General features: G+C 62.5%; 21 protein-coding genes and 1 pseudogene. 13 read left to right on the top strand and 9 right to left on the bottom strand.

Translation table 11 applies throughout. The features are described 5' to 3' along the window. Nucleotide 1: 1 nt before the first annotated feature. Entirely contained in the window at nucleotides 2-1231 is a 1230-nt protein-coding gene (gene fmdA / locus KHP07_RS16670) for a formamidase (RefSeq protein WP_025855695.1), read from the bottom strand. A 234-nt stretch (nucleotides 1232-1465) separates the two neighbouring features. On the opposite strand from fmdA, the pseudogene KHP07_RS29945 reads away from it, so the two are divergent. Together KHP07_RS29945 and KHP07_RS29940 are read left to right on the top strand one after the other, a co-directional pair. Further along, a pseudogene (locus KHP07_RS29945) lies at nucleotides 1466-1981 on the top strand (MCP four helix bundle domain-containing protein); the annotation flags it as partial. Between the two features lie 66 nt (nucleotides 1982-2047). After that, nucleotides 2048-3106: a methyl-accepting chemotaxis protein gene (locus KHP07_RS29940; RefSeq protein WP_410896881.1), complete on the top strand. Its 1059-nt coding sequence runs from the start codon at nucleotides 2048-2050 to the stop codon at nucleotides 3104-3106. On the opposite strand, the gene KHP07_RS16660 is transcribed toward KHP07_RS29940, so the two are convergent. Next, entirely contained in the window at nucleotides 3103-3834 is a 732-nt protein-coding gene (locus tag KHP07_RS16660) for a GntR family transcriptional regulator (protein WP_177409514.1), read from the bottom strand. The two genes, KHP07_RS29940 and KHP07_RS16660, sit on opposite strands and share 4 nt — an antisense overlap. A gap of 113 nt (nucleotides 3835-3947) precedes the next feature. Between KHP07_RS16660 and KHP07_RS16655 the strand changes: the two genes are divergently transcribed. The 3 genes from KHP07_RS16655 to KHP07_RS16645 all read left to right on the top strand — a co-directional run bounded on the left by KHP07_RS16655 (nucleotide 3948) and on the right by KHP07_RS16645 (nucleotide 8172). Beyond that, nucleotides 3948-5303, top strand: a complete 1356-nt coding sequence (locus tag KHP07_RS16655; protein ID WP_099492464.1) for a class-II fumarase/aspartase family protein — start codon at nucleotides 3948-3950, stop codon at nucleotides 5301-5303. Between the two features lie 164 nt (nucleotides 5304-5467). Beyond that, nucleotides 5468-6772 (top strand): cation:dicarboxylate symporter family transporter, encoded by a 1305-nt coding sequence (locus KHP07_RS16650; protein WP_099492465.1) that lies wholly within the window; start codon nucleotides 5468-5470, stop codon nucleotides 6770-6772. An 11-nt stretch (nucleotides 6773-6783) separates the two neighbouring features. Next, nucleotides 6784-8172 carry a class II fumarate hydratase gene (locus KHP07_RS16645; protein ID WP_214497542.1) on the top strand — a complete coding sequence of 463 codons (1389 nt, stop codon included), beginning with the start codon at nucleotides 6784-6786 and terminating at the stop codon, nucleotides 8170-8172. A 98-nt stretch (nucleotides 8173-8270) separates the two neighbouring features. Here KHP07_RS16645 and KHP07_RS16640 read toward each other — a convergent pair whose 3' ends face one another. The 6 genes from KHP07_RS16640 to urtA all read right to left on the bottom strand — a co-directional run bounded on the left by KHP07_RS16640 (nucleotide 8271) and on the right by urtA (nucleotide 14592). Then, nucleotides 8271-9383 (bottom strand): hypothetical protein, encoded by a 1113-nt coding sequence (locus KHP07_RS16640; RefSeq protein ID WP_214497541.1) that lies wholly within the window; start codon nucleotides 9381-9383, stop codon nucleotides 8271-8273. 281 nt (nucleotides 9384-9664) lie between these two features. After that, nucleotides 9665-10354 carry an urea ABC transporter ATP-binding subunit UrtE gene (urtE, locus tag KHP07_RS16635; RefSeq protein WP_214497540.1) on the bottom strand — a complete coding sequence of 230 codons (690 nt, stop codon included), beginning with the start codon at nucleotides 10352-10354 and terminating at the stop codon, nucleotides 9665-9667. A gap of 10 nt (nucleotides 10355-10364) precedes the next feature. After that, nucleotides 10365-11123, bottom strand: a complete 759-nt coding sequence (gene urtD, locus KHP07_RS16630; protein ID WP_025855702.1) for an urea ABC transporter ATP-binding protein UrtD — start codon at nucleotides 11121-11123, stop codon at nucleotides 10365-10367. Further along, complete coding sequence (urtC, locus tag KHP07_RS16625; protein WP_214497539.1) at nucleotides 11120-12283, bottom strand: urea ABC transporter permease subunit UrtC; 1164 nt, start codon at nucleotides 12281-12283, stop codon at nucleotides 11120-11122. The genes urtD and urtC overlap by 4 nt, the downstream gene beginning before the upstream one ends. A 10-nt stretch (nucleotides 12284-12293) precedes the next feature. Then, the gene (gene urtB, locus KHP07_RS16620; RefSeq protein WP_069023195.1) at nucleotides 12294-13211 is read right to left on the bottom strand and encodes an urea ABC transporter permease subunit UrtB; all 918 of its coding nucleotides are present in this window, start codon (nucleotides 13209-13211) and stop codon (nucleotides 12294-12296) included. A 172-nt stretch (nucleotides 13212-13383) separates the two neighbouring features. Further along, nucleotides 13384-14592 carry an urea ABC transporter substrate-binding protein gene (gene urtA, locus KHP07_RS16615; protein ID WP_065906042.1) on the bottom strand — a complete coding sequence of 403 codons (1209 nt, stop codon included), beginning with the start codon at nucleotides 14590-14592 and terminating at the stop codon, nucleotides 13384-13386. Between the two features lie 301 nt (nucleotides 14593-14893). Between urtA and KHP07_RS16610 the strand changes: the two genes are divergently transcribed. Together KHP07_RS16610 and KHP07_RS16605 are read left to right on the top strand one after the other, a co-directional pair. Next, nucleotides 14894-18277, top strand: a complete 3384-nt coding sequence (locus tag KHP07_RS16610) for an ATP-binding protein (protein WP_100491015.1) — start codon at nucleotides 14894-14896, stop codon at nucleotides 18275-18277. Further along, nucleotides 18252-18917: a response regulator gene (locus KHP07_RS16605; protein WP_078047946.1), complete on the top strand. Its 666-nt coding sequence runs from the start codon at nucleotides 18252-18254 to the stop codon at nucleotides 18915-18917. Before KHP07_RS16610 ends, KHP07_RS16605 begins: the two co-directional genes overlap by 26 nt. Nucleotides 18918-19051: 134 nt before the next feature. On the opposite strand, the gene KHP07_RS16600 is transcribed toward KHP07_RS16605, so the two are convergent. Then, nucleotides 19052-19882: an IclR family transcriptional regulator gene (locus KHP07_RS16600; RefSeq protein ID WP_214497538.1), complete on the bottom strand. Its 831-nt coding sequence runs from the start codon at nucleotides 19880-19882 to the stop codon at nucleotides 19052-19054. Nucleotides 19883-20125: 243 nt separating this feature from the next. On the opposite strand from KHP07_RS16600, the gene KHP07_RS16595 reads away from it, so the two are divergent. From KHP07_RS16595 to KHP07_RS16570, 6 genes are read left to right on the top strand one after another with little or no spacing between them, the layout of a single operon-like run. Next, nucleotides 20126-21154: an ABC transporter ATP-binding protein gene (locus KHP07_RS16595; RefSeq protein WP_214497537.1), complete on the top strand. Its 1029-nt coding sequence runs from the start codon at nucleotides 20126-20128 to the stop codon at nucleotides 21152-21154. Beyond that, entirely contained in the window at nucleotides 21151-21996 is an 846-nt protein-coding gene (locus KHP07_RS16590; protein WP_069023183.1) for an ABC transporter permease, read from the top strand. Before KHP07_RS16595 ends, KHP07_RS16590 begins: the two co-directional genes overlap by 4 nt. Nucleotides 21997-22000: 4 nt before the next feature. Beyond that, nucleotides 22001-22795: an ABC transporter permease gene (locus tag KHP07_RS16585; protein WP_078047942.1), complete on the top strand. Its 795-nt coding sequence runs from the start codon at nucleotides 22001-22003 to the stop codon at nucleotides 22793-22795. After that, nucleotides 22795-23085, top strand: a complete 291-nt coding sequence (locus KHP07_RS16580; protein WP_078047941.1) for a (2Fe-2S)-binding protein — start codon at nucleotides 22795-22797, stop codon at nucleotides 23083-23085. Before KHP07_RS16585 ends, KHP07_RS16580 begins: the two co-directional genes overlap by 1 nt. Further along, a complete protein-coding gene (locus tag KHP07_RS16575) occupies nucleotides 23082-24425 on the top strand; it encodes an FAD/NAD(P)-dependent oxidoreductase (RefSeq protein ID WP_214497536.1) in 1344 nt (447 codons plus the stop codon). Before KHP07_RS16580 ends, KHP07_RS16575 begins: the two co-directional genes overlap by 4 nt. After that, nucleotides 24422-25519 carry an NAD(P)/FAD-dependent oxidoreductase gene (locus tag KHP07_RS16570; protein WP_214497535.1) on the top strand — a complete coding sequence of 366 codons (1098 nt, stop codon included), beginning with the start codon at nucleotides 24422-24424 and terminating at the stop codon, nucleotides 25517-25519. The genes KHP07_RS16575 and KHP07_RS16570 overlap by 4 nt, the downstream gene beginning before the upstream one ends. Nucleotides 25520-25529: the final 10 nt, after the last annotated feature.

Below are 25529 nucleotides of genomic sequence, written 5' to 3'. Positions count from 1 at the left end.
GCTACAGGTCCGGGGCGATGGGCAGGTCGATGCTGCCATCGAGGAACTGGGTCGGGCCATTCGCGTTGGGGTTGATATCAAACTCGAAGATTTCCGTCGGCAGCCACAAGGTCGCGCAGGCATTCGGGATGTCCACCACGCCGCTGATATGCCCTTGCACCGGTGCCGAGCCGAGCAGCGCATAGCCCTGGGCCGGCGAGTAGCCGAATTTGGTCAGGTAGTTGATCGCATTCAGGCATGCCTGGCGGTAGGCGACGTTGACGTCCAGATAGTGCTGCTGGCCCTGTTCGTCCACGGAGATGCCTTCGAAGATCAGGTAGTTTTTGTAATTCGGCGTGATCGGGCTCGGCTTGAATACCGGGTTCTTGATCCCGTACTTGGCCATGCCACCCTTGATCAGCTCGACCTTCATGTGCACCCAGCCGGCCATCTCGATGGCGCCGCAGAAGGTGATTTCGCCGTCACCCTGGCTGAAGTGCAGGTCCCCTACCGACAGCCCGGCACCCTTGACGTAGACCGGGAAGAAGATCTTCGACCCCCGGGACAGGTCCTTGATATCGCAGTTACCGCCATGCTCGCGCGGCGGCACTGTGCGTGCGCCGGTCGCCGCGGCATCGTCACGCGCCTGGCCGGTGAGCTTGCCCATGTGGGCGGTGGCGGCCAGCGGTGCGTTGGCCAGGGGCGGAACGCGGGTGGGGTTGGTGTCGATCAGTTCCTGTTCGCGACGGTTCCAGTCGGCGAGCATCACCGGGTCGGGCAGGCAGCCAATCAGGCCGGGATGGATCAGCCCGGCAAAGTTCACCCCGGGAATGTGCCGCGAACTCGTGAACATGCCTTTGAAATCCCAGATGGCTTTTTGTGCGCTGGGGAAGTGATCGGTGAGAAAGCCACCGCCGTTCTGCCGCGAAAAGAACCCGTTGAAGCCCCACTGGGAGTCGGCCTTGGCGCCGATGTCCAGCAAGTCCACCACCAGCAGGTCCCCCGGTTCGGCGCCGTGTACCCCCACCGGGCCCGACAGGTAATGCACGGTCGACAGGTCCACATCGCGTACATCGCTGGCGTCGTCGTTGTTCTTGATCGCGCCGGCGGTCCAGTCGTAGGTCTCGAGGATGAAGTCATCGCCCGGCTTGACCCAACAGGCCATCGGGATATCCGGGTGCCAGCGGTTATGGATCTGCTCGTTCTCGGTGACAGGCTGGTTGAGGTCGACTTTGATCAGCGTTTCAGTCATGGACTGGCTCCTGGACGGATGACGGGGTGCGTGCGGTCCAGTCTCGGGCGGCCAGGGAAAACGGGAAATACGTTGGATGACGTATGAACGACGGTGTCGCGGTTTTATTCCATCAATTCGCTCGATGACAGTTTCAGTATTTACTGATTGGACGCCTGGCAGGCGGGTGGTTAGATTCCACGGCGAAGATAGCTTTTAGCCATCACTCCTAACCCCTTGAATATCGAGCTTTCCATGAAAAAACCTGTGTCGTTGGCGATGCGTATCGGATTGGGCTTCGCGTCCACCCTGTCGTTGCTGGTGCTGATCACTGCCGTCGGTATTCAACGTGTGGGTTTTATCGACAGCACGCTCAAGGATGTCGGTGAAAAAGCCGCCGTGGTCCAGCGCTACGCGATCAACTTCCGAGGCAGCGTGCACAACCGCGCCATCGCCATTCGCGACGCGGTATTGGTCAAGGATGAACCGGCGCTCAACCGCCACCTGGCCGAGATCGACCAGCTCAAGCGCGATTACCAGGACTCCGCCGTGATGATGGATCGCCTGTTCGCCAACTCCGCCGCCAGCGCCGAGGAAACCCGCCTGCTGGGTGATATCAAGGCCATCGAGACCCAGGCCCTGGCCTCCACCGAGCGGGTGATCAACCTGCGTCGCAGCAATGACATCGCCGGCGCCCAGGACCTGCTGCTGGCCCAGGCCTCGGCCCACTACACCGAGTGGCTCAAACGCGTGAATGCACTGATCGACTTCGAAGAAGCGCAAATCAAGCAACGCCTGGACACCGTCCAATCGGCTGCCAGCAACTTTGCGGTGCTGATGGTGCTGGCCAGCGCCGTCGCGATTCTCTTGAGCGTGCTGGTGTCATTGCTGATTATCCGCAAGGTCAAGTCCACCCTGGGCGCAGAACCGGAGGACGTCGCCGAGGCGATCCGCCGCCTGGCCAATGGCGAACTGAACCAGCGCATCGAAACCCGCTACCCTGACAGCGTAATGGGCATCCTGAAAAACGCCCTGGCGCGCCTGAGCGACACCATCAGTGAAGTGCGCTCGGCAGCCCAGGCCCTGCGCCATTCTTCAGTCACCCTGTTGTCGGTGGCCAGCGATAACCGCCAGCAGATCAACTTGCAGACCAGCGAAGCCCAACATGTGGCAGCCGCGATTACGCAAATGGCCGCCTCGGTCAGCGAGGTCTCGGGCTATGCCTCCGCCGCATCCAAGGCGACTATCCTGGCCGACGCCGAAGTGGACAGTGGCCACCGCCTGGTGGGCGAAGTGACCGTGGCCATCGAGGAACTGGCGACGATCCTCGACCAGGCCACCAGCCGGGTCAACCAGGTGTCCAGCGACAGTGAAAACATCGAAACCGTGATCGAAGTGATCAACGCCATCGCCGCCCAGACCAACCTGCTGGCGCTGAACGCCGCGATTGAGGCCGCGCGTGCCGGTGAACATGGTCGCGGATTTGCGGTGGTAGCCGATGAAGTCCGCTCCCTGGCGACGCGCACCCAGGAGTCCACCCAGGAAATCCGCGACATGATCGGCAAGTTGCAGAGCGGCACCCAGCACGCCGCCGACATCATGCAACGCAGCCGCAGCCTGGCCCAGGTCACCGTGACGCAGACCCGCGACTCCCAGTTGGCGCTGGGCAAGATCAGCCAGGAAGTCGGCGCGATCAATGCCATGAACGCGCAGATCGCCAGTGCTTCGGTGCAGCAAAGCGCGGCCGCCGAAGAGGTGGCGCAGAACGTCACGCGTATCCACGGCTCCACCGTGCAATCGGCCGCCGGCTCCGAGCAGGTGGAAAACGCCAATCACGAACTGGCGGAGCTGGCGGATCGCCTGAGCACCCAGGTGGCGTTTTTCAACGTGGCCTAGAGTTTGTCGCGCTTCATCTGCATGGTCAGGGTGAAACGGTCTGCCGGGTAGACCGTTTCCGACACCGCAATCACCCCACCGGCCTCGTCACGGTACTGGCGGATGATGTTGAGCCCCAGCGCGCCGCCCTGCGCCTTGAGGCTGGCAGCCAATTCGGCCGACAGTTGCACCGGGCGCACCTGCTGGTCCACCACATCGATATGCCGCGAGAACGCCTTGCCGATCAGCGCGGCGATCAGTTCATCCGGGTGCTTGCGTGCAGCGGGAATCACCTCGGCAAAGGCCTGCTCGGCGTACACGTCGGTCCAGCACAACGGCGCGTTGCCGGCGCTGGCATCAACCTTGATGCTCGACACGCAGAAGTAATGCCCGCCCGGCTCCAGCCCCAGGCGCCGGGCCAGGGCGATATCGGCGACGAACTCGCGCACCGCCTGGATATCACGGATATGGGTTTCGGCCACTTGCACCAGGTCGGCCACCGATGCCATCGCCTGGGAATACCCGCCCTGGGGTGAAGCGGCTTCGACCCGCGTGCCCACGCGCTTGCGCCGCGAGACCATGCCCTGGCCCTGCAACTGGTCGATGGCCGCGCGCACAGTGTGCCGGCTCACCGCGTACAGCGAGCAGAGTTCGAATTCCGTCGGCAACAACGACCCTACCGGGTAATGGCCGCTGCCTATCTGGTCGATCAAGTCCTTGGCCACCGCCGCATAACGCCTCTGGCTCACGCTTTCCATTTTTACCCTCGTTGTCGAGTTGACAGTGTATCAGCACAGGCGTAATCATAATGTACGGACATATTAAATATGTATGGTTTAAAAATAACAATTAGGATTTTCCCATGTCGAGTACCGTTTTTGATTCCGCCCTGTTCCGCGACATGTTCGGCACCGCCGAAATGCGCGGCGTGTTCTCCGATAAAGCCCTGATCGAACGCTACATCGAAGTGGAAGTGGCCCTGGCCCGCGCTGAAGCGCGTTGCGGCGTGATCCCGGCGGACGCCGCCGAGCAGATCGCCGCGCTGTCGCAGTACGAGGCGCTGGACCTGGCGCTGATGCAACACGAGACCGAGATCGTCGGCTACCCGATCCTGCCGCTGGTGGAGCAACTGTCGAACATCTGCGGCGAAGCCGGCCGCTATGTGCATTGGGGCGCGACCACCCAGGACATCATGGACACCGCCGTGGTCCTGCAGGTACGCGCCGCGCTGGCCATCGTCGAGCGGGACATTCAGACCGTGCGCGGCCTGCTCGCCGGCCTGGCCGAGCGCTATCGCGACACGCCCATGGCCGGTCGCACGCACTTGCAGCACGCGCTGCCGATCACCTTCGGCTACAAGTGCGCGGTGTGGCTGAGCATGTTCGACCGCCACGCCGAGCGCCTGGTGCAACTGCGGCCGCGCGTTGAAGTCGGCCAGTTCGCCGGGGCCGCCGGCACCCTTGCTTCCCTGGGCGACAAGGGCCTGGAGGTGCAGGAAGCGTTGATGGCCGAACTCGGCCTGGGCGTACCGCAAGCCACCTGGCATGTGGCCCGCGATGGGCTGGCCGAGACCCTGAACTTTCTCGGCCTGGTCACCGGTTCCCTGGGCAAGATCGCCCTCGACATCATGATGATGATGACCAGCGAGCTGGGCGAAGTGTATGAACCCTTCGTCAAGGGCCGTGGCGCCAGCAGCACCATGCCGCAGAAGCGCAACCCGATTTCCTGCGAGCTGATGTATGCCGCCGCCAAGGGCGTGCGCCAACACGCCGGGCTAATGCTCGACGCGATGATCCAGGATTTCGAACGCTCCACCGGCCCGTGGCAGGCGGAGTGGATCGCCATCCCCGAAGCCTTCGCCCTCAGCGCCGCGTCCCTGGGCCAGGCAACCTTCATGCTCGCCGGCCTGGAAGTGCGCCCCGAACGCATGCGCAAAAACCTCGACATGACCCAGGGCTTGATCGTCGCCGAAGCCGTAATGATGGGACTCGCCCCGGCCCTCGGCCGCCAAGTGGCCCATGACGTGGTGTATGCCGCCTGCCGCATGGCCAATGACCAGGGCACCAGCCTGCTCGACGCCCTGCTCGCCCAGGGTGAAGCCACTGCGCAACTGGACCTGGCCGACCTGCAGCGCCTGACCGACCCGGCCAACTACCTGGGGCTGGCGCCGCAGATGGTGGATATCGCGCTGGCACGCCCCGGCCCAGTCAAACGCTGATCCCAAATGCAATGGAGATCTAACTGTGGGAGCGGGCTTGCTCGCGAAAGCGGTCTGTCGGTTGATGAATGGGTTGACTGATGCACCGCATTCGCGAGCAAGCCCGCTCCCACACTGGGATCTCCAGCGTCACACCGAACCATAACAACAATGAGATCACAGACATGTCATCCACCCCCGGAAAAAAACCGCTCTACAAGGACCTGACCTTTCAGGTCGTCGCCGCCATGTTCCTCGGCATTGCCTTCGGCTTTCTCGCCCCGGAGCTGGCCGCCAGTTTCAAGATCCTCGGCGACATTTTCCTCAAGCTGATCAAGACCGCTGTTGCGCCGCTGGTGTTTTTCACCGTGGTCCACGGCATCGCTTCGGCCGGTGATATCAAACGCGTCGGCAAAGTCGGCTTGCGCGCCTTGATCTATTTCGAAGTGGTCTCCACCATCGCCCTGGCCATCGGCCTGTTGTGGGGCAACCTGCTGCAGATCGGCTCCGGCATGCACGACGCCCACCCGAGCAGCGCCACCGCGGCCGCCGCGAGTGCCGCCGTGGCCAAGGGGCATGCGCCCGCGTCGACCATGGACTTTATCTACGGCATCTTCCCGGACAATTTCGTCGGTGCCTTCGCCGGCGGCCAGTTGCTGCAAGTGCTGGTGATCTCGGTGCTGTTCGGCTTCGCTCTGCTGGCGTTGAAGCCCGAGCGCCGCGAAGTGATCGAAGACGGCCTGAACCGCATCTCCGAGTGCTTCTTCGAGTTCATCAACCTGATCATGAAGTTCGCGCCCCTGGGTGCCTTCGGTTCGGTGGCTTACGCCGTGGGCAGCAACGGCACGGCGGTGCTGATGTCCCTGGCCAACCTGGTGTTGATGTTCTACGTCGGCATCGCGTTCTTCATCTTTGTGGTGCTGGGCGCCGTGTGCCGGTTGAGCGGCTTCAGCCTGTGGCGCTTCCTCACTTACATCAAGGATGAAATCTTCATCGTGCTCGGCACCGCCTCGTCGGAAAGCGCCCTGCCGCGCCTGCTGCAAAAACTCGAAAAATTCGGCTGTTCCAAGCAAAGCGTCGGCCTGGTACTGCCCACCGGCTATGCGTTCAACCTCGACGGCACCTCGATCTACATGTCGCTGTGCGTGTTGTTTATCGCCAATGCCTACGGGGTGCCGCTGAGCTGGGAACAACAATTGGGCATCATCGCGATCATGCTGGTGACGTCCAAGGGCGCGGCGGCGGTGTCGGGTGGCAGCTTCGTGGTGTTCGCCGCGACGGTTACCGCTATCGGCGTGCTGCCGGCAGAAGGCCTGGCGCTGCTGTTTGGCGTGTACCGCTTCATGTCGATGGCCATCGCCACCTGCAACACCATCGGCAACAGCGTGGCGACGGTGGTGGTGTCGAAATGGTCCGGCGAGTTCTCCCAGCAGACCGCCCAGGATGAATACCAACGCGTACTCGGGCGTGCCGCCGGCGCTGCGCTTTAAGGGGCTCCTTGATGACCACTCTGCGAATCGAACACGACGCGTTCGGCCCGGTGTCCATACCGGTCGACCGTTACTGGGGCGCGCAAACCCAGCGGGCATTGGAGGTGTTCGGCGGCAAACAGCCGTTCCCTGCCAGCCTGATCCGCGCCTTTGGCCAGCAAAAACGTGCGTGTGCCCGCGCCAATGCACGCCTTGGCACCCTGGCGCCGGCCCTGGCGCATGCGATCGACCAGGCCGCCGAAGAGTTGGCCAGGGGCGACCTTGACCACCACTTCCCGCTGTCGATCTGGCAAACCGGCTCCGGCACCCAGACCAACATGAACGCCAACGAGGTGATCGCCAACCGCGCTAACCTCGCGCTTGGCGGCGGACTGGGCAGCAAGTCGCCGGTGCACCCCAACGACCATGTGAACCGCTCACAGTCGTCCAACGACAGCTTCCCCACGGTGATGCACCTGACCACCGTGCTGGAACTGCGTGGCCGCCTGCTGCCTGCCCTCAGCCAACTGGCCGACGCACTGACCGCCAAGGCCGATGCCTGGCAGGAGGTGCTGAAAATCGGCCGCACCCACTTGATGGATGCGGTGCCCATGAGCCAGGGCCAGGCCTTCGGCGCATTTGCCCACCAGATCCAGCACGGCATTGCACGCATCGAAGCCTGTATGCCGCGCCTGCTTCTGCTGCCCCAGGGCGGCACGGCGGTGGGCACAGGGCTGAATACACCGACAGGTTTCGACCTGGCGTTCTGCGAGGAAATCAGCCACCTCACGGGCATTACGTTCGAAACCAACCCTTGCAAGTTCGAAGGCATGGGCACCCACGACGCACTGGTAGAGGCCTCCGGTGCGCTGAATGTGCTGGCGGTGTCACTGACCAAGATCGCCAATGACATCCGCCTGCTCGGCTCGGGCCCGCGCTGCGGCCTGGGCGAATTGATCGTGCCCGACGATGGCCTGACCTCCTCGATCATGCCCGGCAAACGCAACCCGACCATCGCCGAGGTGCTGGTGCAGGCGGCGATGCAGGTGATGGGCAACCACACCACCATTACCCTGGCGGGGGCGTCCAGCACCTTCGAATTGAACGTGGCCAAACCGGTGCTGATCCACAACCTGCTGCACTCGATCGATGTGCTCAGCGACTGCGTCAGTCTGTTCACCCACAAGCTGCTGGACGGCCTGGAGGTGAACCGCCCGCAACTGGCGCGCAACGTTGAACATTCATTATTGATGGCGACGGTGCTGAACCCGGTGCTGGGTTATGACCGCGTGGCGCAGATCACCCGCAAGGCGGCGGATGAAGGCTTGTCGCCGAAGGAGGCGGCGGTGCGGTTAGGGCTGATCACCGCCGAAGACTACGAGCAACGGGTGCGGCCGGAAAGGATGATCAACCCTGGCTGATCAATGCACCCTGCGCTGTTGAGGCGTGAGCACGACCGGTGAGCCGGTGGTCTCAAATTAACGGTGCAGACCATGGCCTGGGCTGCACCGGAGCACACTCACCCCCTCGACGAGTGCGCTTTTTTTTCTGCAATCACGTAGTCGACATTGACCCTATCAAACCTTTGATCTTCGTCGCCCCTGCGGCCATTGCCCTTAGTGCCAATATCCAGTTCTTTCATCAGGCCCGGACGATGGAGCAATGCAGCCGCGAGTCGAGTTCGATCCGTGGGCGGGGACTCTGCAGCCGCTTTTTCCAGACTGTCGAAGCTGATGTAGTCGTCTCTACCCCAGTACTGTTTGAACTTTCCTTTCACCGCTTCAAGCAATTCCACATCATTCATTAGTTCATAGTTTGGCTCAGCCTTCCGACTGGACAGCCTTTCAATGGTGTCGCGCCCAATAAGGCCGTCAGATTTGTCAACATCGTGGTCGGAATCCAGTTTTCTATTCAATTCCGGTCGACTGAGGATTTCCCTACCCAGGAGGGTCATCCGGTCATCTACCGGATTGCCAGTCAAAGGCCGACCTGCGACTTCACGAAGCGAGTTCTGAGTTATCTTGCTGTGCTCGTTGGGTTTGAAGTAATCAAAATTATTGCCCAGCTCCGACGCCAGATCCGAGTATTTGGCGCACTTGAAGTCATTAGCGAGCGCGTTATTCTGTGGACTCATGCGGCCGTCATACGACGGCTCATACGCCCCCCTGGAGAACGGCTGACCGATTGCACGGTTGTCGAATACCGGGTGACGAGTGTAGGCCCCGCTCTCACCATATCCATTTTCAACACGATGGCGCTGCATGCCACCCGAATACCGCTCATAGCCACCCCGTGCGCCAGCGTTATACGCCATCGGTTCGTTCTGTAAGCGAGAGGACTCGTCCGCTTCGTACATGTCGACCGCTGCATGAGCATCTCCCAGGCTGATCAGCCCGTCTTGATGACCGCCATGGTTGACGCCATCGAGCAAGCTACTCATTCCAGGCCGGCTGAGTATCTCCCTGGCCAGCCGGGTCATCGGGTCGTCTACCGGGTTGCCGGTCAAAGGGCGGTTGGCAGCGTGCTGAAGAACGTCCCGCGTGACGAATCCGGACTCTCCCTGAAAATAAGGGTAGGCACCGGCAAATTCCCGCGCCACCACTGAATGGGGGGCTCCGCGATAGTCCATCATGGGTGGGTTCATACTGGGCTGATTAGCAAACCCGGTCCTACCGAACGCGAGGGGAGATTGCGGGTAGTGAACCGGCGTCGGTTGACCGAACGGAGTATTTATCATCGCAACACCTCAAATAGTTAATGCATGGAACGTGACCAACGCCTGAACCGGCATTTGATCAGCCTCCATCTGTGGCAATAGGCGAAGAAATGGTTCCGTTACGTGCAGGTCACTGCGACTCTGACAGGCAGGAAAACTTACCCGTACATCGCTTCAGCCGATAAGAACCGGCACGACTAAACCGATAAATACCGACTGATCGTTGCTTCATCCACTCGATCACGGGTTTCCTCAATCACAAATCGCCCTTTCTCGATCACCAGGAAACGATCGGCAATTTCCAGGGTGAACGACAGCACCTGCTCGGAGACCACGATGGTCAAGTCACGCAGGTTGCGAATTTCCTTCAGCGTGCGCGCGATGTCCTTGATGATCGAGGGCTGGATGCCCTCGGTCGGTTCATCCAGCAACAGCACCTTGGGGTTGGTGGACAACGCCCGGGCAATCGCCAACTGCTGTTGCTGCCCGCCAGACAGGTTGCCGCCCTTGCGCGATTGCATGTCGTAGAGCACCGGGAACAGCGCGTACAGATCCTCGGGCACCTTGCCTCGCGCCGACGCCGGCAGGCCAGTCTGGATGTTTTCCAGCACCGTCATGCTCGGGAAAATCATGCGGCCCTGGGGCACATAGGCGATACCACGCTCCACCCGCTCATGGGTTTCCAGCGCCGACACATCGTGCCCGTCCACACTCACCTGGCCTTTCCACTGCGGGAGGATGCCCATCAGGCTCTTGAACAAGGTGGTCTTGCCCATGCCATTGCGGCCCATCACCGCGACGATCTCGCGCTTGGCGACGTTCAGGTCCAGGTCGTGAAGGATCTGGCTCTGCCCGTAGCCGCAGGACAACTGGTCGATCTTGAACATGCGCAGCTCCTCAGTGGCCCAAATACACTTCGATGACTTTCGGGTTGCTTTGCACCGACTCCATGCTGCCCTCGGCCAGCACCTTGCCCTGGTGCAGCACCGTGACCTTGTGGGCGATGCTTTTGACGAACTCCATGTCGTGCTCGATCACCAGCACCGATCGGCCCTGGCTGATGCGGTTGAGCAGCTCGGCGGTTTGCGCGCGCTCGTTGACGCTCATGCCCGCCACCGGTTCATCCAACATCAATAACTCGGGGTCCTGCATCAGCAACATGCCAATCTCCAGCCACTGCTTCTGCCCGTGGGACAGCAGGTCGGCCTGTTGTTGCAGCAGGTCGCCGAGGAAGATCTCCCGCGCCACCTCCTCCACCCGTGCGATCACCTGGGCGTTGCGCTTGAAGAACAACGCACCCCATACCTTGCGCCCGGCCGGGTAAGACATCTCCAGGTTCTCGAACACCGTGAGGTTTTCGTAGATCGACGGGTTCTGGAACTTGCGGCCCACACCGGCACGCACGATGTTGTACTCGCGCATCTTGGTCAGTTCCTGGCCGTCAAACTGGATGCTGCCGCTGGTGGCGCGGGTCTTGCCGCAGATCAGGTCAAGCACGGTGGTCTTGCCGGCGCCATTGGGACCGATCACCACGCGCACTTCATTGCGGTCGATATACAGGTTGAGGTTATCGACCGCCTTGAAGCCGTCGAACGACACGGTGAGGCCTTCGATGGCCAGCACCGGTTTTTTCATTTCAAAGCCGACGGCGGTCATGGCTGGGTCTCCAGGATCTTGCTGTTGGCCTTGGGTTTAACCGGCGGTTTCGCCGGGGCTGCCGCCAGGGGTTTGCGCCGCAGCACTTTGGCCAGCGCCTGGCGCCCATGGCTGTCCCACAAACCAGCCAGGCCGTTGGGGAAGTACATCACCACCGCAATGAACAGCCCGCCCATCAGGTACAACCACAACTCGGGGAAAGACTCGGAAAAGTAGGTCTTGCCGTAGTTCACCAGCAGCGCGCCATACACCGCGCCGAGCAGCGACATGCGCCCGCCCACCGCCGCAAAGATCACCATCTCGATCGACGGCACGATGCCCACGAACGACGGCGACATAAAGCCCACCTGCAAGGCAAACATCGCCCCGCCAATCGCCGAGAACGCGGCGGCCACGCAGAACACGAAGATCTTGAAGCTGGCCACGTCATACCCGGAAAAACGCACGCGTTCTTCCTTGTCGCGCATCGCCATCAACAACCGGCCAAGCTTGGACGCGAGGATGAACCGGCCAATGAAGATGCAGCCGAACAGCAACCCGGCGTTGATGAAGTACAGGATCATCTTTGCGCTGTCGGTGCGCAGGTCCCAGCCAAGCAGGGTCTTGAGGTCGGTAATGCCGTTGACGCCACCGGTCAGGCCTTGCTGGCCGACGATCAGCACCGTAAGGATCAGCGCAATCGCCTGGGTGACGATGGAGAAATACACATCGCCCACGCGCCGCTTGAACAGCGCCATGCCGATGATGAACGCGAGCAGCACCGGCACCGCGATCACCGCCACCAGGGTAAAGCTGAAGCTGTGGAACGGTTGCCACAACCACGGCAGTTCGGTGATCTGGTTCCAGTCCATGAAGTCCGGGATGCCCGGTGTGGACTGGATCTTGGTGCTCTGCGGGTCCGAGGCCTCAAGCTTGAGGAACATCGCCATGCAGTAGCCACCCACCCCGAAGAACACACCCTGCCCCAGGCTGAGAATGCCGCCATAGCCCCAGCACAACACCAGGCCGACCGCGACAAACGCGTAGGTCAGGTATTTGCCGACCATGTTCAGGCGGAACGCATCCAGGGTCAGGGGGAATACCACCAGGATCAACAGCGCCAGCAACACGATGCCGATCAGGTTTTGCTGGCCGCCCAGCAGATTGTCTAGAGCCTTCATCCGGTCGCCTCTACTTGCGCACTTTGATGGAAAACAACCCTTGCGGGCGCAGCATCAGGATCAGAATCACCGAGGACAAGGTGAGCACCTTGGCCATCGAGCCACTGAGGAAAAACTCCGACAGCGATTGGGTCTGGGCAATCACAAAGGCCGATGCGATGGTGCCGAACAGGCTTTGCGCGCCGCCGAACACCACCACCAGGAAGGTGTCGACGATGTACTGCGAACCCGCCGTCGGCCCGGTGGAACCGATGGTGGTGAACGCCGCACCGGCCACCCCGGCGACGCCGCAACCGAGGGCGAAGGTCATGCGGTCGACCTTGCGTGTGTTGATGCCCACCGCACGGCTCATCAAGCGGTTCTGCACCGTAGCGCGCACCTGCAGGCCCCAGCGCGAGCGGTAGAGCATCAGGAAGATTGCCGCAGTGAGCAGCAAGGTCAGGGCCATCATGAACAGGCCGTTGCGCGGGATCTCGATGGCATCGGTGAAATTCACCGATCCCATCAGCCAGGCCGGCGGTTCGGCGCTGACTTCGCGGGCGCCGAACACCGAACGGAAGGTCTGCTGCATCACCAGCGACAGGCCCCAGGTGGCGAGTAAGGTGTCCAGCGGGCGCTTGTACAAGCGGCTGATCATCGCCCATTCCACCAGCCAGCCGATGGCGCCGGCGACGAGGAATGACAGGGCAATGGCGAAGAAGAAGTAATAGGGTTGGAAGCTCGGTGCAAAGTGCGCCGTGAGGCTGGAACACACGTAGGTGGTGTAGGCGCCGATGGTCAGGAACTCACCATGGGCCATGTTGATCACGCCCATCTGGCCAAAGATAATCGCCAGCCCCAATGCCATCAGCAACAGCACGCAGAACACGGACAAGCCGTTGAACCCCTGCATCGCCGCGATGGCTCCAAATTCCGATAGCCATTCCATGATGATGGTCTCCTGAGAGCCAGGTTGAATTGCAATCTGCTTTAAGTGGGTGCTGGCTTGCCTGCGATGGCATCACCTCGGTTCAACTGCAAAACCGAGTCGCCTGCATCGCAGGCAAGCCAGCTCCCACACAAAGCCAGTTCCCACCGTTGGATCAATGCCAGACCTTGGGTTATTGGTAGCCTTTAGGGAACGGGTTCGGCTCGATCAAATCCGACTCGTAGATCACCTTGAACTGGCCATTGGGCTGCACCTCACCAATGCGCGACTTGCTCCACAGGTGATGGTTCTCGTGGATCTTCACGTAGCCTTCCGGCGCGGTTTTCAGCTCGATGCCAGGCGATGCGGCCACGACTTTATCCACGTCGAAACTGCCCGCTTTCTCCACCGCTGCTTTCCATAGCCAAGGGCCGAGGTAGGCCGCCTGGGTCACGTCGCCGATCACGGCGTCCTTGCCATATTTGGCCTTGAAGGCCTCGACGAAGGCTTTGTTGTTCGGGTTGTCCAGGCTTTGGAAGTACTTCATCGAGGCATAGAAACCGGCCATGTTTTCACCGCCGATGCCGAGCAGTTCGTCCTCGGTCACCGACAGGGTCAACAAGGTCTGCTTGGACGAGTTCACGCCCGCCGCGTTGAGTTGCTTGTAGAACGCCACGTTGGAGCCGCCCACCACCGCCGCGAACACCACGTCAGGCTTTTTCAGCTTGACCTTGTTGATCAGCGAGCCGAACTGGGTGTTGCCCAACGGGTAGTAGTCTTCGCCGACCACAGTGCCGTGCAGGACGTTTTCGATGTGCTTGCGCGCAATCTTCATCGAGGTGCGCGGCCAGATGTAGTCGGAACCGACCAGGTAGAAGGTCTTGGCGCCCTTGGTCTTGGCGATCCAGTCGAGGCTGGCGAGGATCTGCTGGGTGGCTTCCTGGCCGGTGTAGATCACGTTTTTCGACTGTTCCAGGCCTTCATAGAAGGTCGGGTAGTAGAGCAGGCCATTTTCCTTCTCGAAGATCGGCAGCACGGCTTTGCGCGAGGCCGACGTCCAGCAGCCGAACACGGCGGCAACCTTGTCGTTGACCAGCAGTTTCTTGGCTTTTTCGGCGAAGGTCGGCCAGTCGGACGCACCGTCTTCCTGGATCACCTTGATCTGCCGTCCCAGGATCCCGCCCGAAGCGTTGATCTGTTCGATGGCCAGGCGTTCGGCCTGGATCGAGCCGGTTTCGGAAATCGCCATGGTGCCGGTGGCCGAGTGCAACTGGCCGACGGTGACTTCGGTCGGGGTCACGGCCAGGCCTTCGTTATCGGCCAGCACGCCCTGGCTGAACAGTGCGGCCGCCAGCAACGACAAGGCCAACAGTGGTTTGGAGCGGATCAATCGTGGTGCCATGGGGCGACTCCTCTGCAATGAGGGGTCCAGCATGGCGGCAGTGAGCCAGCGCGGGTATACGCAGCCTGACGTAACGGCGTACGTCATTTGACGTATGCCGCTGCGCACCATTTTCGCGCAGGATCCCGCCCGCCCTGACAGCACCGATCAATGTGGGAGCTGGCTTGCCTGCGATGGCGGTGTATCAATCAACTTCCCCATGCCTGACCCACCGCCATCGCAGGCAAGCCAGCTCCCACATTTTGTATCGGGGCACGGAAATTGCTCATCCACCTTGCCCACTTCCCGGAGCCATCCCACCGTGCACCCTCCTTCCGGCACCCAGCGCATCGTCAAGATCCGCCGCGACTACAACACCTGGGTCGCCGACGAGACCATGGAAGACTACGCCCTGCGCTACACCCCCAAGTCCTTTCGCAAGTGGTCGGAGCTGCGCATTGCCAACACTGCCCTGGGCGCAGTGTCGTTCCTGGCGCTGGAAGCCATCGGCGGCGTGTTGGCCTTGAGCTACGGGTTCACCAACACCTTCTGGGCGATCCTCGCCATCAGCCTGGTGATCTTTTTCACCGGCCTGCCCATCAGCTATTACGCGGCGCGCTACGGCGTGGACATGGACCTGCTGACCCGCGGCGCCGGCTTCGGCTACATCGGCTCCACCATCACCTCGCTGATCTACGCCAGCTTTACCTTCCTGTTCTTTGCCTTGGAAGCGGCGATCATGGCCCTCGCCCTGGAGCTGTATTTTCATATCCCGCTGGCCTTCGCCTATGTGATTTGCTCGCTGTTGGTGATCCCGCTGGTGGCCTACGGCGTCACCCTGATCAGCCGCCTGCAACTGTGGACGCAACCGCTGTGGCTGCTGTTGCTGGTGCTGCCGTACGGCTTTGTGGCGTGGAAAAACCCCGGCGCCTTCAGCGACTGGACCAGCTTTGTCGGGCGCAGCGGTGATGGCGGCGGCTTCAACCTGTTGGCGTTCTGCGCGGCCTGCACCGTGGCGCTGTCGCTGGTGACGCAGATCGGCGAACAGGTGGACTACTTGCGCTTCCTGCCGGAAAAAACCGTCGCCAACCGCAAGCGCTGGTGGGCCGCCCTGCTCTGCGCCGGCCCTGGCTGGATCATCCCCGGCGCCTTGAAGATGTTCGCCGGCGCATTCCTGGCGTTTCTCGCGCTGCAACATGAGATCCCCATGGAACGCGCCGCCGAGCCGACCCAGATGTACCTGGTCGCCTTCCGCTACGTGTTCAGCTCGCCAGAATGGGCACTCGGCGCCATGGTGCTGTTCGTGATCATCTCGCAGATGAAAATCAACCTGACCAATGCCTACGCCGGCTCGCTGGCCTGGTCGAATTTTTTTGCCCGCGTGACTCACAGCCACCCCGGCCGGGTGGTGTGGCTGGTGTTCAACGTGGCCATCGCGTTGATGCTGATGGAGTTAGGCGTGTTCGACGTGATCGACCAAGTGCTCGGGCTCTACGCCAATATCGCGATTGCCTGGATCGGCACGTTGGTGGCGGACCTGGTGATCAACAAGCCGTTGGGCCTGTCGCCCAAGCACATCGAGTTCAAGCGCGCGCACCTCTACGACATCAACCCGGTGGGCGTCGGCTCGATGCTGATTGCGTCGCTGCTGTCGATCCTTGCTCATTTCGGCCTGTTCGGCGCCCTGGCCCAGGCGGCGCCGCCCTTCGTGGCCCTGGGCACGGCCTTGGTGATGGCACCGCTGCTGGCCTGGCTGACCCAAGGTAAGTACTACATCGCCCGCACCAGTGACGTGCAATTGATCCACCCGATTGCCCCGGCAACCCACGCGGTGTGCGGCTTGTGCAGCAACCCGTTCGAGACCGCGGACATGGCGTTCTGCCCGGCCTACAGCACGCCGATCTGCTCGCTGTGTTGTTCGTTGGATGCGCGTTGCGGTGACCGGTGCAAACCCCACGCCCGCCTGGTCACTCAGTTCGAAGGTGTGTTGCGCTGGTTGCTGCCCAATACGATGATGCCGCGCCTGCACACGCGCCTGGCCCATTACCTGGGGTTGTTGCTGGCGCTGGTGTTGATGCTTGCCGGCGCATTGGCCTTGATCTATGTGCAGGCGGCCCAGGGTTTGCCCCATTCGGAAACCCTGTACCAGGCATTCTTCAAGGCGTTCCTGACCCTCTCGGTACTGGCCGCCGTGCTCGCCTGGTGGGTGGTGCTGACCCGCGAAAGCCGTGGCGTGGCTCAGGAGGAATCCGACCGCCAGACCCTGCTGCTGATGCAGGAAATCGACGCCCACAGCCTCACCGACCAGGCCCTGCAGCAAGCCAAGGAAGCTTCCGAGGCGGCGAATGCCGCCAAGAGCCGCTACGTCACCGGGCTGTCCCATGAGCTGCGCACGCCGCTGAACAGCATCTTAGGCTTCACCCAGATCCTGCAGCGCGACAGCGCCATGCCCGAGCAGCACCAGGATGCACTCGCGACCATCCTGCGCAGTGGCTCGCACTTGGTCTCGTTGATCGATGGCTTGCTGGATGTGGCCAAGATCGAAGCTGGCAAATTGCGCCTGGAACTGACTGAAATCCCCTTCCCCGAGCTGCTCCATGACCTGGAACAGATGTTCACCCCGCAAGCCCAGGACAAGGGCCTGCGCTTTCGCCTGGATTGCGTGGGCAAGATCCCGGCGGTGGTGCGCGGCGATGAAAAACGCGTACGCCAGATCCTGATCAACCTACTGGGCAACGCGGTGAACTTCACCGACAGCGGCGAGGTGCGCCTGCGGGTCAGTTATATGCGCGAGACCGCCAACTTCGAGATTATCGACACCGGCATCGGCATTGATCCGGGGCAGTTGGAGCGGATATTCCAGCCGTTCGAACGTGGCGACCTGATGCGCCAGGACAACGGCGTAGGCCTGGGCCTGACCATCACGCGCATGCTCACCTCATTGATGGGCGGCGAGCTGCGGGTGACCAGCGAGCTGGACAAGGGCACCTGCTTCCAGGTGCGGCTGTTCTTGTCCCAGGTGCGCGCGCCGCAGGCGGTGGTGCATGTGGAACACGACATCATCGGCTATCAGGGGGCGCGGCGACGCATCCTGGTGGTGGATGACCATGTGGACCATCGCAAGGTGCTCAGCGGCATGCTCACGCCCCTGGGATTCGAAGTGATCCAGGCCAGCAATGGCCAGGACGCGATCCGCCAGGTGGCATTGCTGGCGCCGGACCTGATCCTGATGGACCTGTCGATGCCGACCCTGGATGGCTACGAAACCAGCCGCCTGATCCGGCGTAATGCGCTGTCCACGGCGCCGATTATCGTGATTTCGGCCAATGCCTTTACCGACGACCGCGAACGCAGCATTGCCGCCGCGTGCAACGACTACCTGGCCAAGCCCGTGCGCACGCCGGAACTGCTTGGGCGTTTGCAACAGCACCTGGACCTGCACTGGCTGCGGCGCACCAAGAGCCGGGTGCCGCCACCGCCACCCAGCGTGTTGCCCAGCCCGGAAGACCTGGCGGCCCTCGCCGAACTCAGCGCTATCGGCTACGTGCGCGGCCTGCACGAAAAACTCGACACGATCCTTGCGCACCACCCCGATACCGAGCCTTTCATCAGCAAGGTGCGTGGTTTGCTCAAGGGTTTCCGCCTGGATGAACTCAACCGAACCCTCAAGGAGGCCGAAGATGAATGCACTCACCCGCAGCACTGAACCCGGCGTCGTGCTGATCGTGGACGACACCCCGGACAACCTGGCGATGCTCTCCGATGCCCTCGACGACGCCGGCTACATGGTGCTGGTGGCCCTTGACGGGCTCAGCGCGTTGAACCGCGTGCAACGCCGGCGCCCGGACCTGATCCTGCTGGACGCGATGATGCCCGGCCTGGACGGCTTCGAAACCTGCCGTCGGCTCAAGGCGCAACCCGCCAGTGCGGATATCCCGGTGGTGTTCATGACCGGGCTGACCGACACCAAGCACGTGGTGCAGGGCTTTGAAGTGGGGGGCAGTGACTACGTGACCAAGCCGATCCAGACTGACGAGGTACTGGCGCGGGTGGCGGCGCATTTGCGCACCTCGCGCATTTTGCTCTCGGCGCGCGAGGCGCAGCAGCCCAGTGTGCTGACGCTCGAAGATGCACCGGCCCAACGCCTGCTGTCGGCCCGGTTCCAACTGACCGAGCGCGAGGTAGAAGTGCTGCGCTGGGTGGCCTGCGGGAAAACCAATCGGGATATCGGCGATATTCTGGGGTTGAGCCCGAGGACGGTGAACAAGCACCTGGAGCATGTGTATGTGAAGCTCGGCGTGGAAACCCGCACAGCGGCCACCTCTGTCGCCCTAGCTGCCATCTAAATGTGTGTGGGGCTTGTGTGGGAGCGGGCTTGCTCGCGAATACGGAGTATCCGTTGACATATCCTTGGCTGACCCACCGCATTCGCGAGCAAGCCCGCTCCCACATTTTTTGATCTTTATCGTGGCTGAAATCGTCACCCGCCAAAGGTGTGTGAGGGCCGCCTCAACGTCGGATCAAACGGATTGATGCGTGGCCCGATCGCCGCTGCTTCGCGCTTGAGCAACTCCACCACCATGGGCAACCGGCTCGGCCCCAGGCGGTCGCTGATGGTCGCCACACTCAACGCCGCCACCGCGTGCCCGTCGCGGTTGAGGATCGGCACCGCCAACCCGGCCATGCCTTCCAGCACCCCAGTATTGCGGGCCGCATACCCAAGGTTGCGCACGTTCTGCACTTCCGAGCGCAACAGCACTTCGTCATACAGGTGGAAGTCCTTGAGCCGTGGCAGGTTGTAGCGGATCACCGTTTCACGCTCTTCCTCTGGCAAGAACGCCAGGATCGCCAGACTGCCCTGCCCCACGCCCAACGCCACGCGCCCGCCGATATCGCCGGTGAAGGTGCGGATCGGGTACGGGCCTTCGCTGCGGTCCAGGCAGATCGCGTCGAAGCCACTGCGCGCCAGCAGGAACAGCGAATCCCCCAATGAAGCACTCAGGCGCAGCATGCTCGGCCGCACCAGGTCGCGCAGGTTGCCGGTCTTGCCCGCATTCGCCGCCAGGGCAAAAAACTCCAGGCTGAGGCGATAGCGCTTGCTGCGTGCGTCCTGCTCGACCATGCCTTCGTCCATCAGGCTGCGCAGCAGCCGGTGCGTGGTGGGTTGGGACAGGCCCACCTGTTGCGCGAGCTGCGTAACGCGTTCGCCACCCTCCGGCACTTCACCCAGGGTTCGCAGCAGCGCGAACAGACGAGACACCGCGCCCGCCCCGACTTCCCTACTGCTTTCATTTCGATCAGTGGAATCCATAACAACCAATCCCTTTGTAAATTCCGGTGAGTGAATAAATTTGAAAATAATAGTCCGCTCAGTGAAATTCCATCTTCCGCCCATCCTAGTCTTCGTCCTAATCTGCGTCCACAGGGGCGAAATGAACAACAACCGGCAGCCGACTTGAGATCGAGCGCCAACGCACCCGCAACACCCTTTTCGCATCTGCCCAAAACAAAAAAGCGCGTTTCGACGCGACTCAAAAAAAGGTGGAACGCAGACATGGCATTTCTCCAACTCAACGCCTTGAGCAAACGCTACGGCGCCGTCGATGCGGTGGTCGCCACCGACCTTGCGGTGGAAAAAGGCGAATTCGTTTCCCTGCTCGGCCCTTCGGGTTGCGGCAAGACCACCACCCTGCAAATGATCGCTGGCTTCGTCGATGTCAGCGGCGGGCAGATCCTGCTCGACGGCCGCGACATCACCCACGCCAAACCCGCCAGCCGTGGCCTGGGCGTGGTGTTCCAGAGCTACGCACTGTTCCCGCACATGAGCGTGCGCGACAACGTCGCCTTCGGCCTGAAGATGCGTAAAGTGCCGGCCAGCGAGATCGCCAGCAAGGTCAAGACCGTGCTCGAACTGGTGCGCCTGGCACCGCACGCCGACCGTTACCCACGGGAGCTGTCCGGCGGTCAGCGCCAGCGCGTGGCCCTGGCCCGCGCCTTGGTGATCGAACCGCCGGTGTTGCTGCTCGATGAACCGCTGTCCAACCTCGACGCCAACCTGCGCGAAGAAATGCAGTTCGAGATCCGCCGCATCCAGTGCGCCGTCGGAATCACCACCTTGATGGTCACCCACGACCAGGCTGAGGCGCTGTCGATCAGCGACCGCGTGGTGGTGATGCAGGCCGGGCGCGTGACCCAGATCGACGCGCCCTACAAGCTCTACGAGCACCCGCGTACGCGCTTCATCTCGGACTTTGTCGGCAAGGCCAACCTGCTGCCGGGCGACTACGACCCGCTGGGAAGCCCGCAAGTACGCCACGAAAGCGGCGACGGCGAACTGACCCTGAGCCTGCGCCCGGAAAAGATCCAATTGGTGGATGCAGGCACAGGTCGCCTGCAAGGCCAGGTCATCAATCGCTACTTCTTTGGCAGCCAGTGGCTGTACCACATCGACACCGCCCTCGGCGAAGTCACCGTGGTGCGCAGCAACGACGGCAACGCGCCGCTGCGTTGCGGCACAGCGGTGGGCCTGGACTGGCACGCCAGCCTGTTGCGTGTGTTGGCCACGGATGAGGTGCATCCATGAGCCGCGGCTACCTGCTCTCGCTGCCGGCGCTGGTGTTGTTTGCCGGGCTGCTGATCCTGCCGCTAGGCCTGACGCTGGTGCTGTCGTTCAACGTGTTCGACTACCAGGTCGGCGTGAAGGCCGATGAGTGGACCTTCGCGCACTACCTGTCGCTGTTCAGTGATTCGTACTTCTACGAAATCTTCTGGCGCACCTTTTGGATCAGCGCGCTGGTCACGCTGTTATGCGTGGTGATCGGCGTGCCCGAGGCCTACATTCTCAGCCGCATGGGCACGCCGTGGCGTTCGATCTTCCTGATCCTGATCCTTACGCCACTGCTGATTTCGGTGGTGGTGCGCGCCTTTGGTTGGAGCCTGTTGCTTGGCGCGGACGGGTTGGTGAACCAGGTCATCCAGTTCCTTGGCGGGCGCCCGGTGAAGCTGCTGTACACGCCGTTCGCGGTGATCATCGCCCTGGTGCACGTGATGCTGCCGTTCATGATCATCCCGGTGTGGACCTCCCTGCAGAAGCTCGACCCGTCGGCTGAACAGGCGGCGTTGTCCCTGGGCGCCAGCCAGGCCACGGTGATGCGCAAGATCGTGTTGCCGCAGGTCATGCCCGGCGTGCTGTCCGGCACCCTGATCGTGTTCGGCCTGGCCGCCAGTTCCTTTGCAATCCCCGGCCTGCTCGGCGGGCGTCGCCTGAAAATGGTCGCCACGGTGGTGTACGACCAGTACCTCTCGGAACTCAACTGGCCCATGGGCGCGACCATCGCGGTGGTGCTGCTGTTGGTCAATCTGCTGATCATGCTGAGCTGGAACCGCATGGTCGAAGGCCGCTACAAAAAGTCCCTGGGGGTTTAAGCGCATGTCCAGAAACGGTCCTTTGGCCCTCGGTTTCCACGCGTTGGTGGTGCTGTTCATGATGGCGCCGCTGGTGGTGGTGTGCCTGGTGGCGTTCACGCCCGAAAATACCTTGAGCCTGCCCACCTCGGGCTTCTCGCTGCGCTGGTTTCGCGCGGTGTTCGAGCGTGCGGATTTTATCCAGGCGTTCTATAACAGCCTGGTCCTGGCCTTCACCGCCGCGACCCTGGCCACCTTGATCGCCGTGCCGGCGGCCTTGGCGATCAGCCGGTACACGTTCCCGGGGCGCAATTTTTTCAGCGCCTTGTTCCTGTCACCCATCATCATCCCGCACCTGGTACTGGGCGTGGCCATGCTGCGCTTGTTCGCGCTGATGGGCGTCAACGGCAGCTTTACCTGGCTGATGCTGGCCCACGTGGTGATCATCACGCCGTATGTGCTGCGCCTGGTATTGGCGGCGGCCATCGGTATTGATCGCAGCGCCGAGCAAGCCGCCGAATCACTGGGTGCGAGCCGCTTCACGCTGTTTCGCCAGATCACTCTGCCGATGATCCTGCCCGGTGTCGCCGGCGGTTGGTTGCTCGCCTTCATCAACAGTTTCGATGAGGTGACGCTGTCGATCTTTGTCAGTTCGCCGGCCACGCAAACCCTGCCGGTGCGCATGTACGTGTACGCCACCGAGTCCATCGACCCGATGATGGCGGCGGTGTCGGCGCTGGTGATTGCACTGACGGCGGCGACCATGATTTTGCTCGACCGGGTCTACGGCCTCGACCGCGTGCTGGTGGGGAAACATTGATGGCCCTGTTCAAACGCTTGGCCGAGACCGAACGCCCTGCCCTGGCCTTTACCCTGGACGGCCAGCCTGCCAGCGGCTTGCTGGGTGACACAGTGCTGACCGCCGTGCTGACCTGCGCCGAACACCTGCGCGGCAGTGATTTCAGCGCCGAGCGCCGCGCCGGTTTCTGCCTGATGGGCGCGTGCCAGGATTGCTGGGTGCGCCTTGCAGACGGACGCCGCGTGCGTGCCTGCTCGACGCTGCTGGAAGAAGGCCAGGCGATCAGCCGCGATCCGGGGCGCCAGCCATGAAGCCGGTGGTGATTGTGGGCGCCGGCCCGGCCGGCATCAGCGCGGCGCGCACCCTGCTCGACCACGGCATCACACCGTGCCTGGTGGACGAAAGCCTGCGCGGCGGCGGGCAGATTTATCGGCGCCAACCCCAAGGTTTCCAACGCACGGCCAGGCAACTCTACGGATTTGAAGCAAGCAAGGCCGACGCTGTGCACCGCACGATGGATGAGCTGGCTGCGCTGATCGTCTACCGGCCGCAAACCCTGGTGTGGAATGCCGAGGACGGCCGCCTGGACCTGCTCAACAACGGGCGCGCCGAGAGCCTCGAGTACGCGCAGATCATCGTTGCCACGGGCGCCACCGACCGTATCCTGCCGGTGCCGGGCTGGACCTTGCCCGGTGTCTACAGCCTCGGCGCGGCGCAGATCGCCCTGAAATACCAGGGCTGCGCCATCGGGGAGCGCGTGGCGTTCTGTGGCACCGGACCGTTGTTGTACCTGGTCGCCTATCAGTACGCCAAAGCCGGGGCCAAGGTCGTCGCGGTGCTCGACAGCGCACCGTTCAGCGCGCAGTGTCGCGCGCTGCCGGCACTGCTCGGGCAACCGGCGACCTTGGCCAAGGGCTTGTATTACCGCGCCTGGCTGACGGCCCATGGGGTTGCCGTGCATCAAGGCGCCACGCTCACGCAGATCGAAGGCGAACAGCGGGTCAGCGGTATTCGCTGGGGCGAACACAGCCTGGAATGCGACGCCGTGGGCTTTGCCCATGCCCTGCGCAGCGAGACGCAACTGGCGGACCTGCTCGGTTGCGCATTCGCCTGGAACGCATTGAACCGCGCCTGGCTTCCGCAACGCGACAACGCCGGGCGCAGCAGTGTCAGCGGTGTGTACCTGGCCGGTGACGGCGCCGGGATCATGGGCGCGGACGCCGCGCAGATGGCCGGCGAGCGCGCCGCGCTGGCGGTTTTGGAAGACTCGGGCATTGCCATTGATCACCGCCGCCCTGCCGCGTTGGAGCAGCAACTGGCCGGCATCCAGCGCTTTCGCCAGGGCCTGGAAACCGCGTTCCCCTTCCCTGAGCAGTGGGCTGCACAGGCTCCGGATACGCTGATGGTGTGCCGCTGCGAAGAAGTCAGCGCCGGCGAAATACGCGCAGTGGTGGATGAAGGCCACTGGGAGATCAATCGGGTCAAGGCCCACTGCCGCGTCGGCATGGGCCGCTGCCAGGGGCGCATGTGCGGGCTGGCGGCGGCGGAAATTGTCGCTGAGCGCAGTGGCCGGCGCATTGAAAACGTCGGCCGCTTGCGTGGCCAGGCGCCGATCAAGCCACTGCCATTTGGCGTGGAGGCGCAGCCATGATCGACGTCATCGTACTGGGCGGTGGGATTGTCGGCGCGTCGGCAGCCTTGATGCTCGCGCAGAAAGGCCAGCGCGTGGCCCTGGTGGAGCGGGATTTCTGTGGCTCGCATTCCAGTGGCGTGAATTATGGCGGTGTGCGCCGCCAGGGCCGGCCTTTGCATCAGTTGCCGCTGTCGCAACGCGCCCATCAACTGTGGGCCGACTTGCCGGGCCTGATCGGCATCGACGGCGAATACGTGCGATCCGGGCATTTGAAGCTGGCGCGCAGCCATGCTGATTTCGCCGCGTTGCAGGCGTATGCCGAGCAGACCCGTGGCTTTGGCCTGGGCTTGCAGTTGCTCGACTACACCGAGCTGCGCGCACGCTTCCCCTGGGTGGGCGACATTGCGGTGGGCGCCTCGTTGTGTCCGCAAGACGGCCACGCCAACCCGCGCCTGGTATCGCCCGCCTTCGCACGTGCCGCGCAACGCTTTGGCGCATCGGTGTACGAGCAAGCCGAGGTGATTGGCATAGAACATGACGGCCAGCAGTTCCAGGTGCATTGCGCCAACGGCCTGCACCTGCAAGCGCCGTGGTTGCTCAACTGTGCCGGCGCCTGGGCCGGTACTGTCGCTGCGCAGTTTGGCGAAGCAGTGCCAATCACCTCGGCGCACCCGGCGATGCTGGTCACCGAGCCGCTGCCGGTGGTGATGAATGTGAGTACCGGCGTTGAAGGCGGCGGGATTTATGCACGCCAGGTCGCCCGGGGCAATTGCATCCTCGGCGGCGGTCGCGGCTTTGCCCTTGGCCCGCTGACCGCGCGACCTGGGCAGGCCGCCGTGCTGGAGATCCTGCGCAATGCCGGCGAGCTGTACCCGTTCCTCAAGGGTGCCCAGGCGATTCGTACCTGGAGCGGCACCGAAGGTTATCTACCCGATCACGAACCGGTGATCGGCCCCAGCAGCACCCAACCTGGCCTGCTCCACGGTTTCGGCTTTGCCGGTGCCGGGTTCCAGCTCGGTCCCGCGGTCGGTGAAGCCCTGGCAGAGATCGTCTGCGACGGAGCCAGCCGCCAACCCATCGAAGCGTTTTCCATCCGTCGTTTCCAAGCCTGAGAGGAAAAAC

Origin of the sequence: Pseudomonas sp. VS40, from assembly GCF_018587885.1 — a bacterium.
GTDB lineage: Bacteria > Pseudomonadota > Gammaproteobacteria > Pseudomonadales > Pseudomonadaceae > Aquipseudomonas > Aquipseudomonas pergaminensis.
Note: the sequence above shows the minus strand (reverse complement) of the source record. Positions and strands in the feature narration are given on the sequence as shown.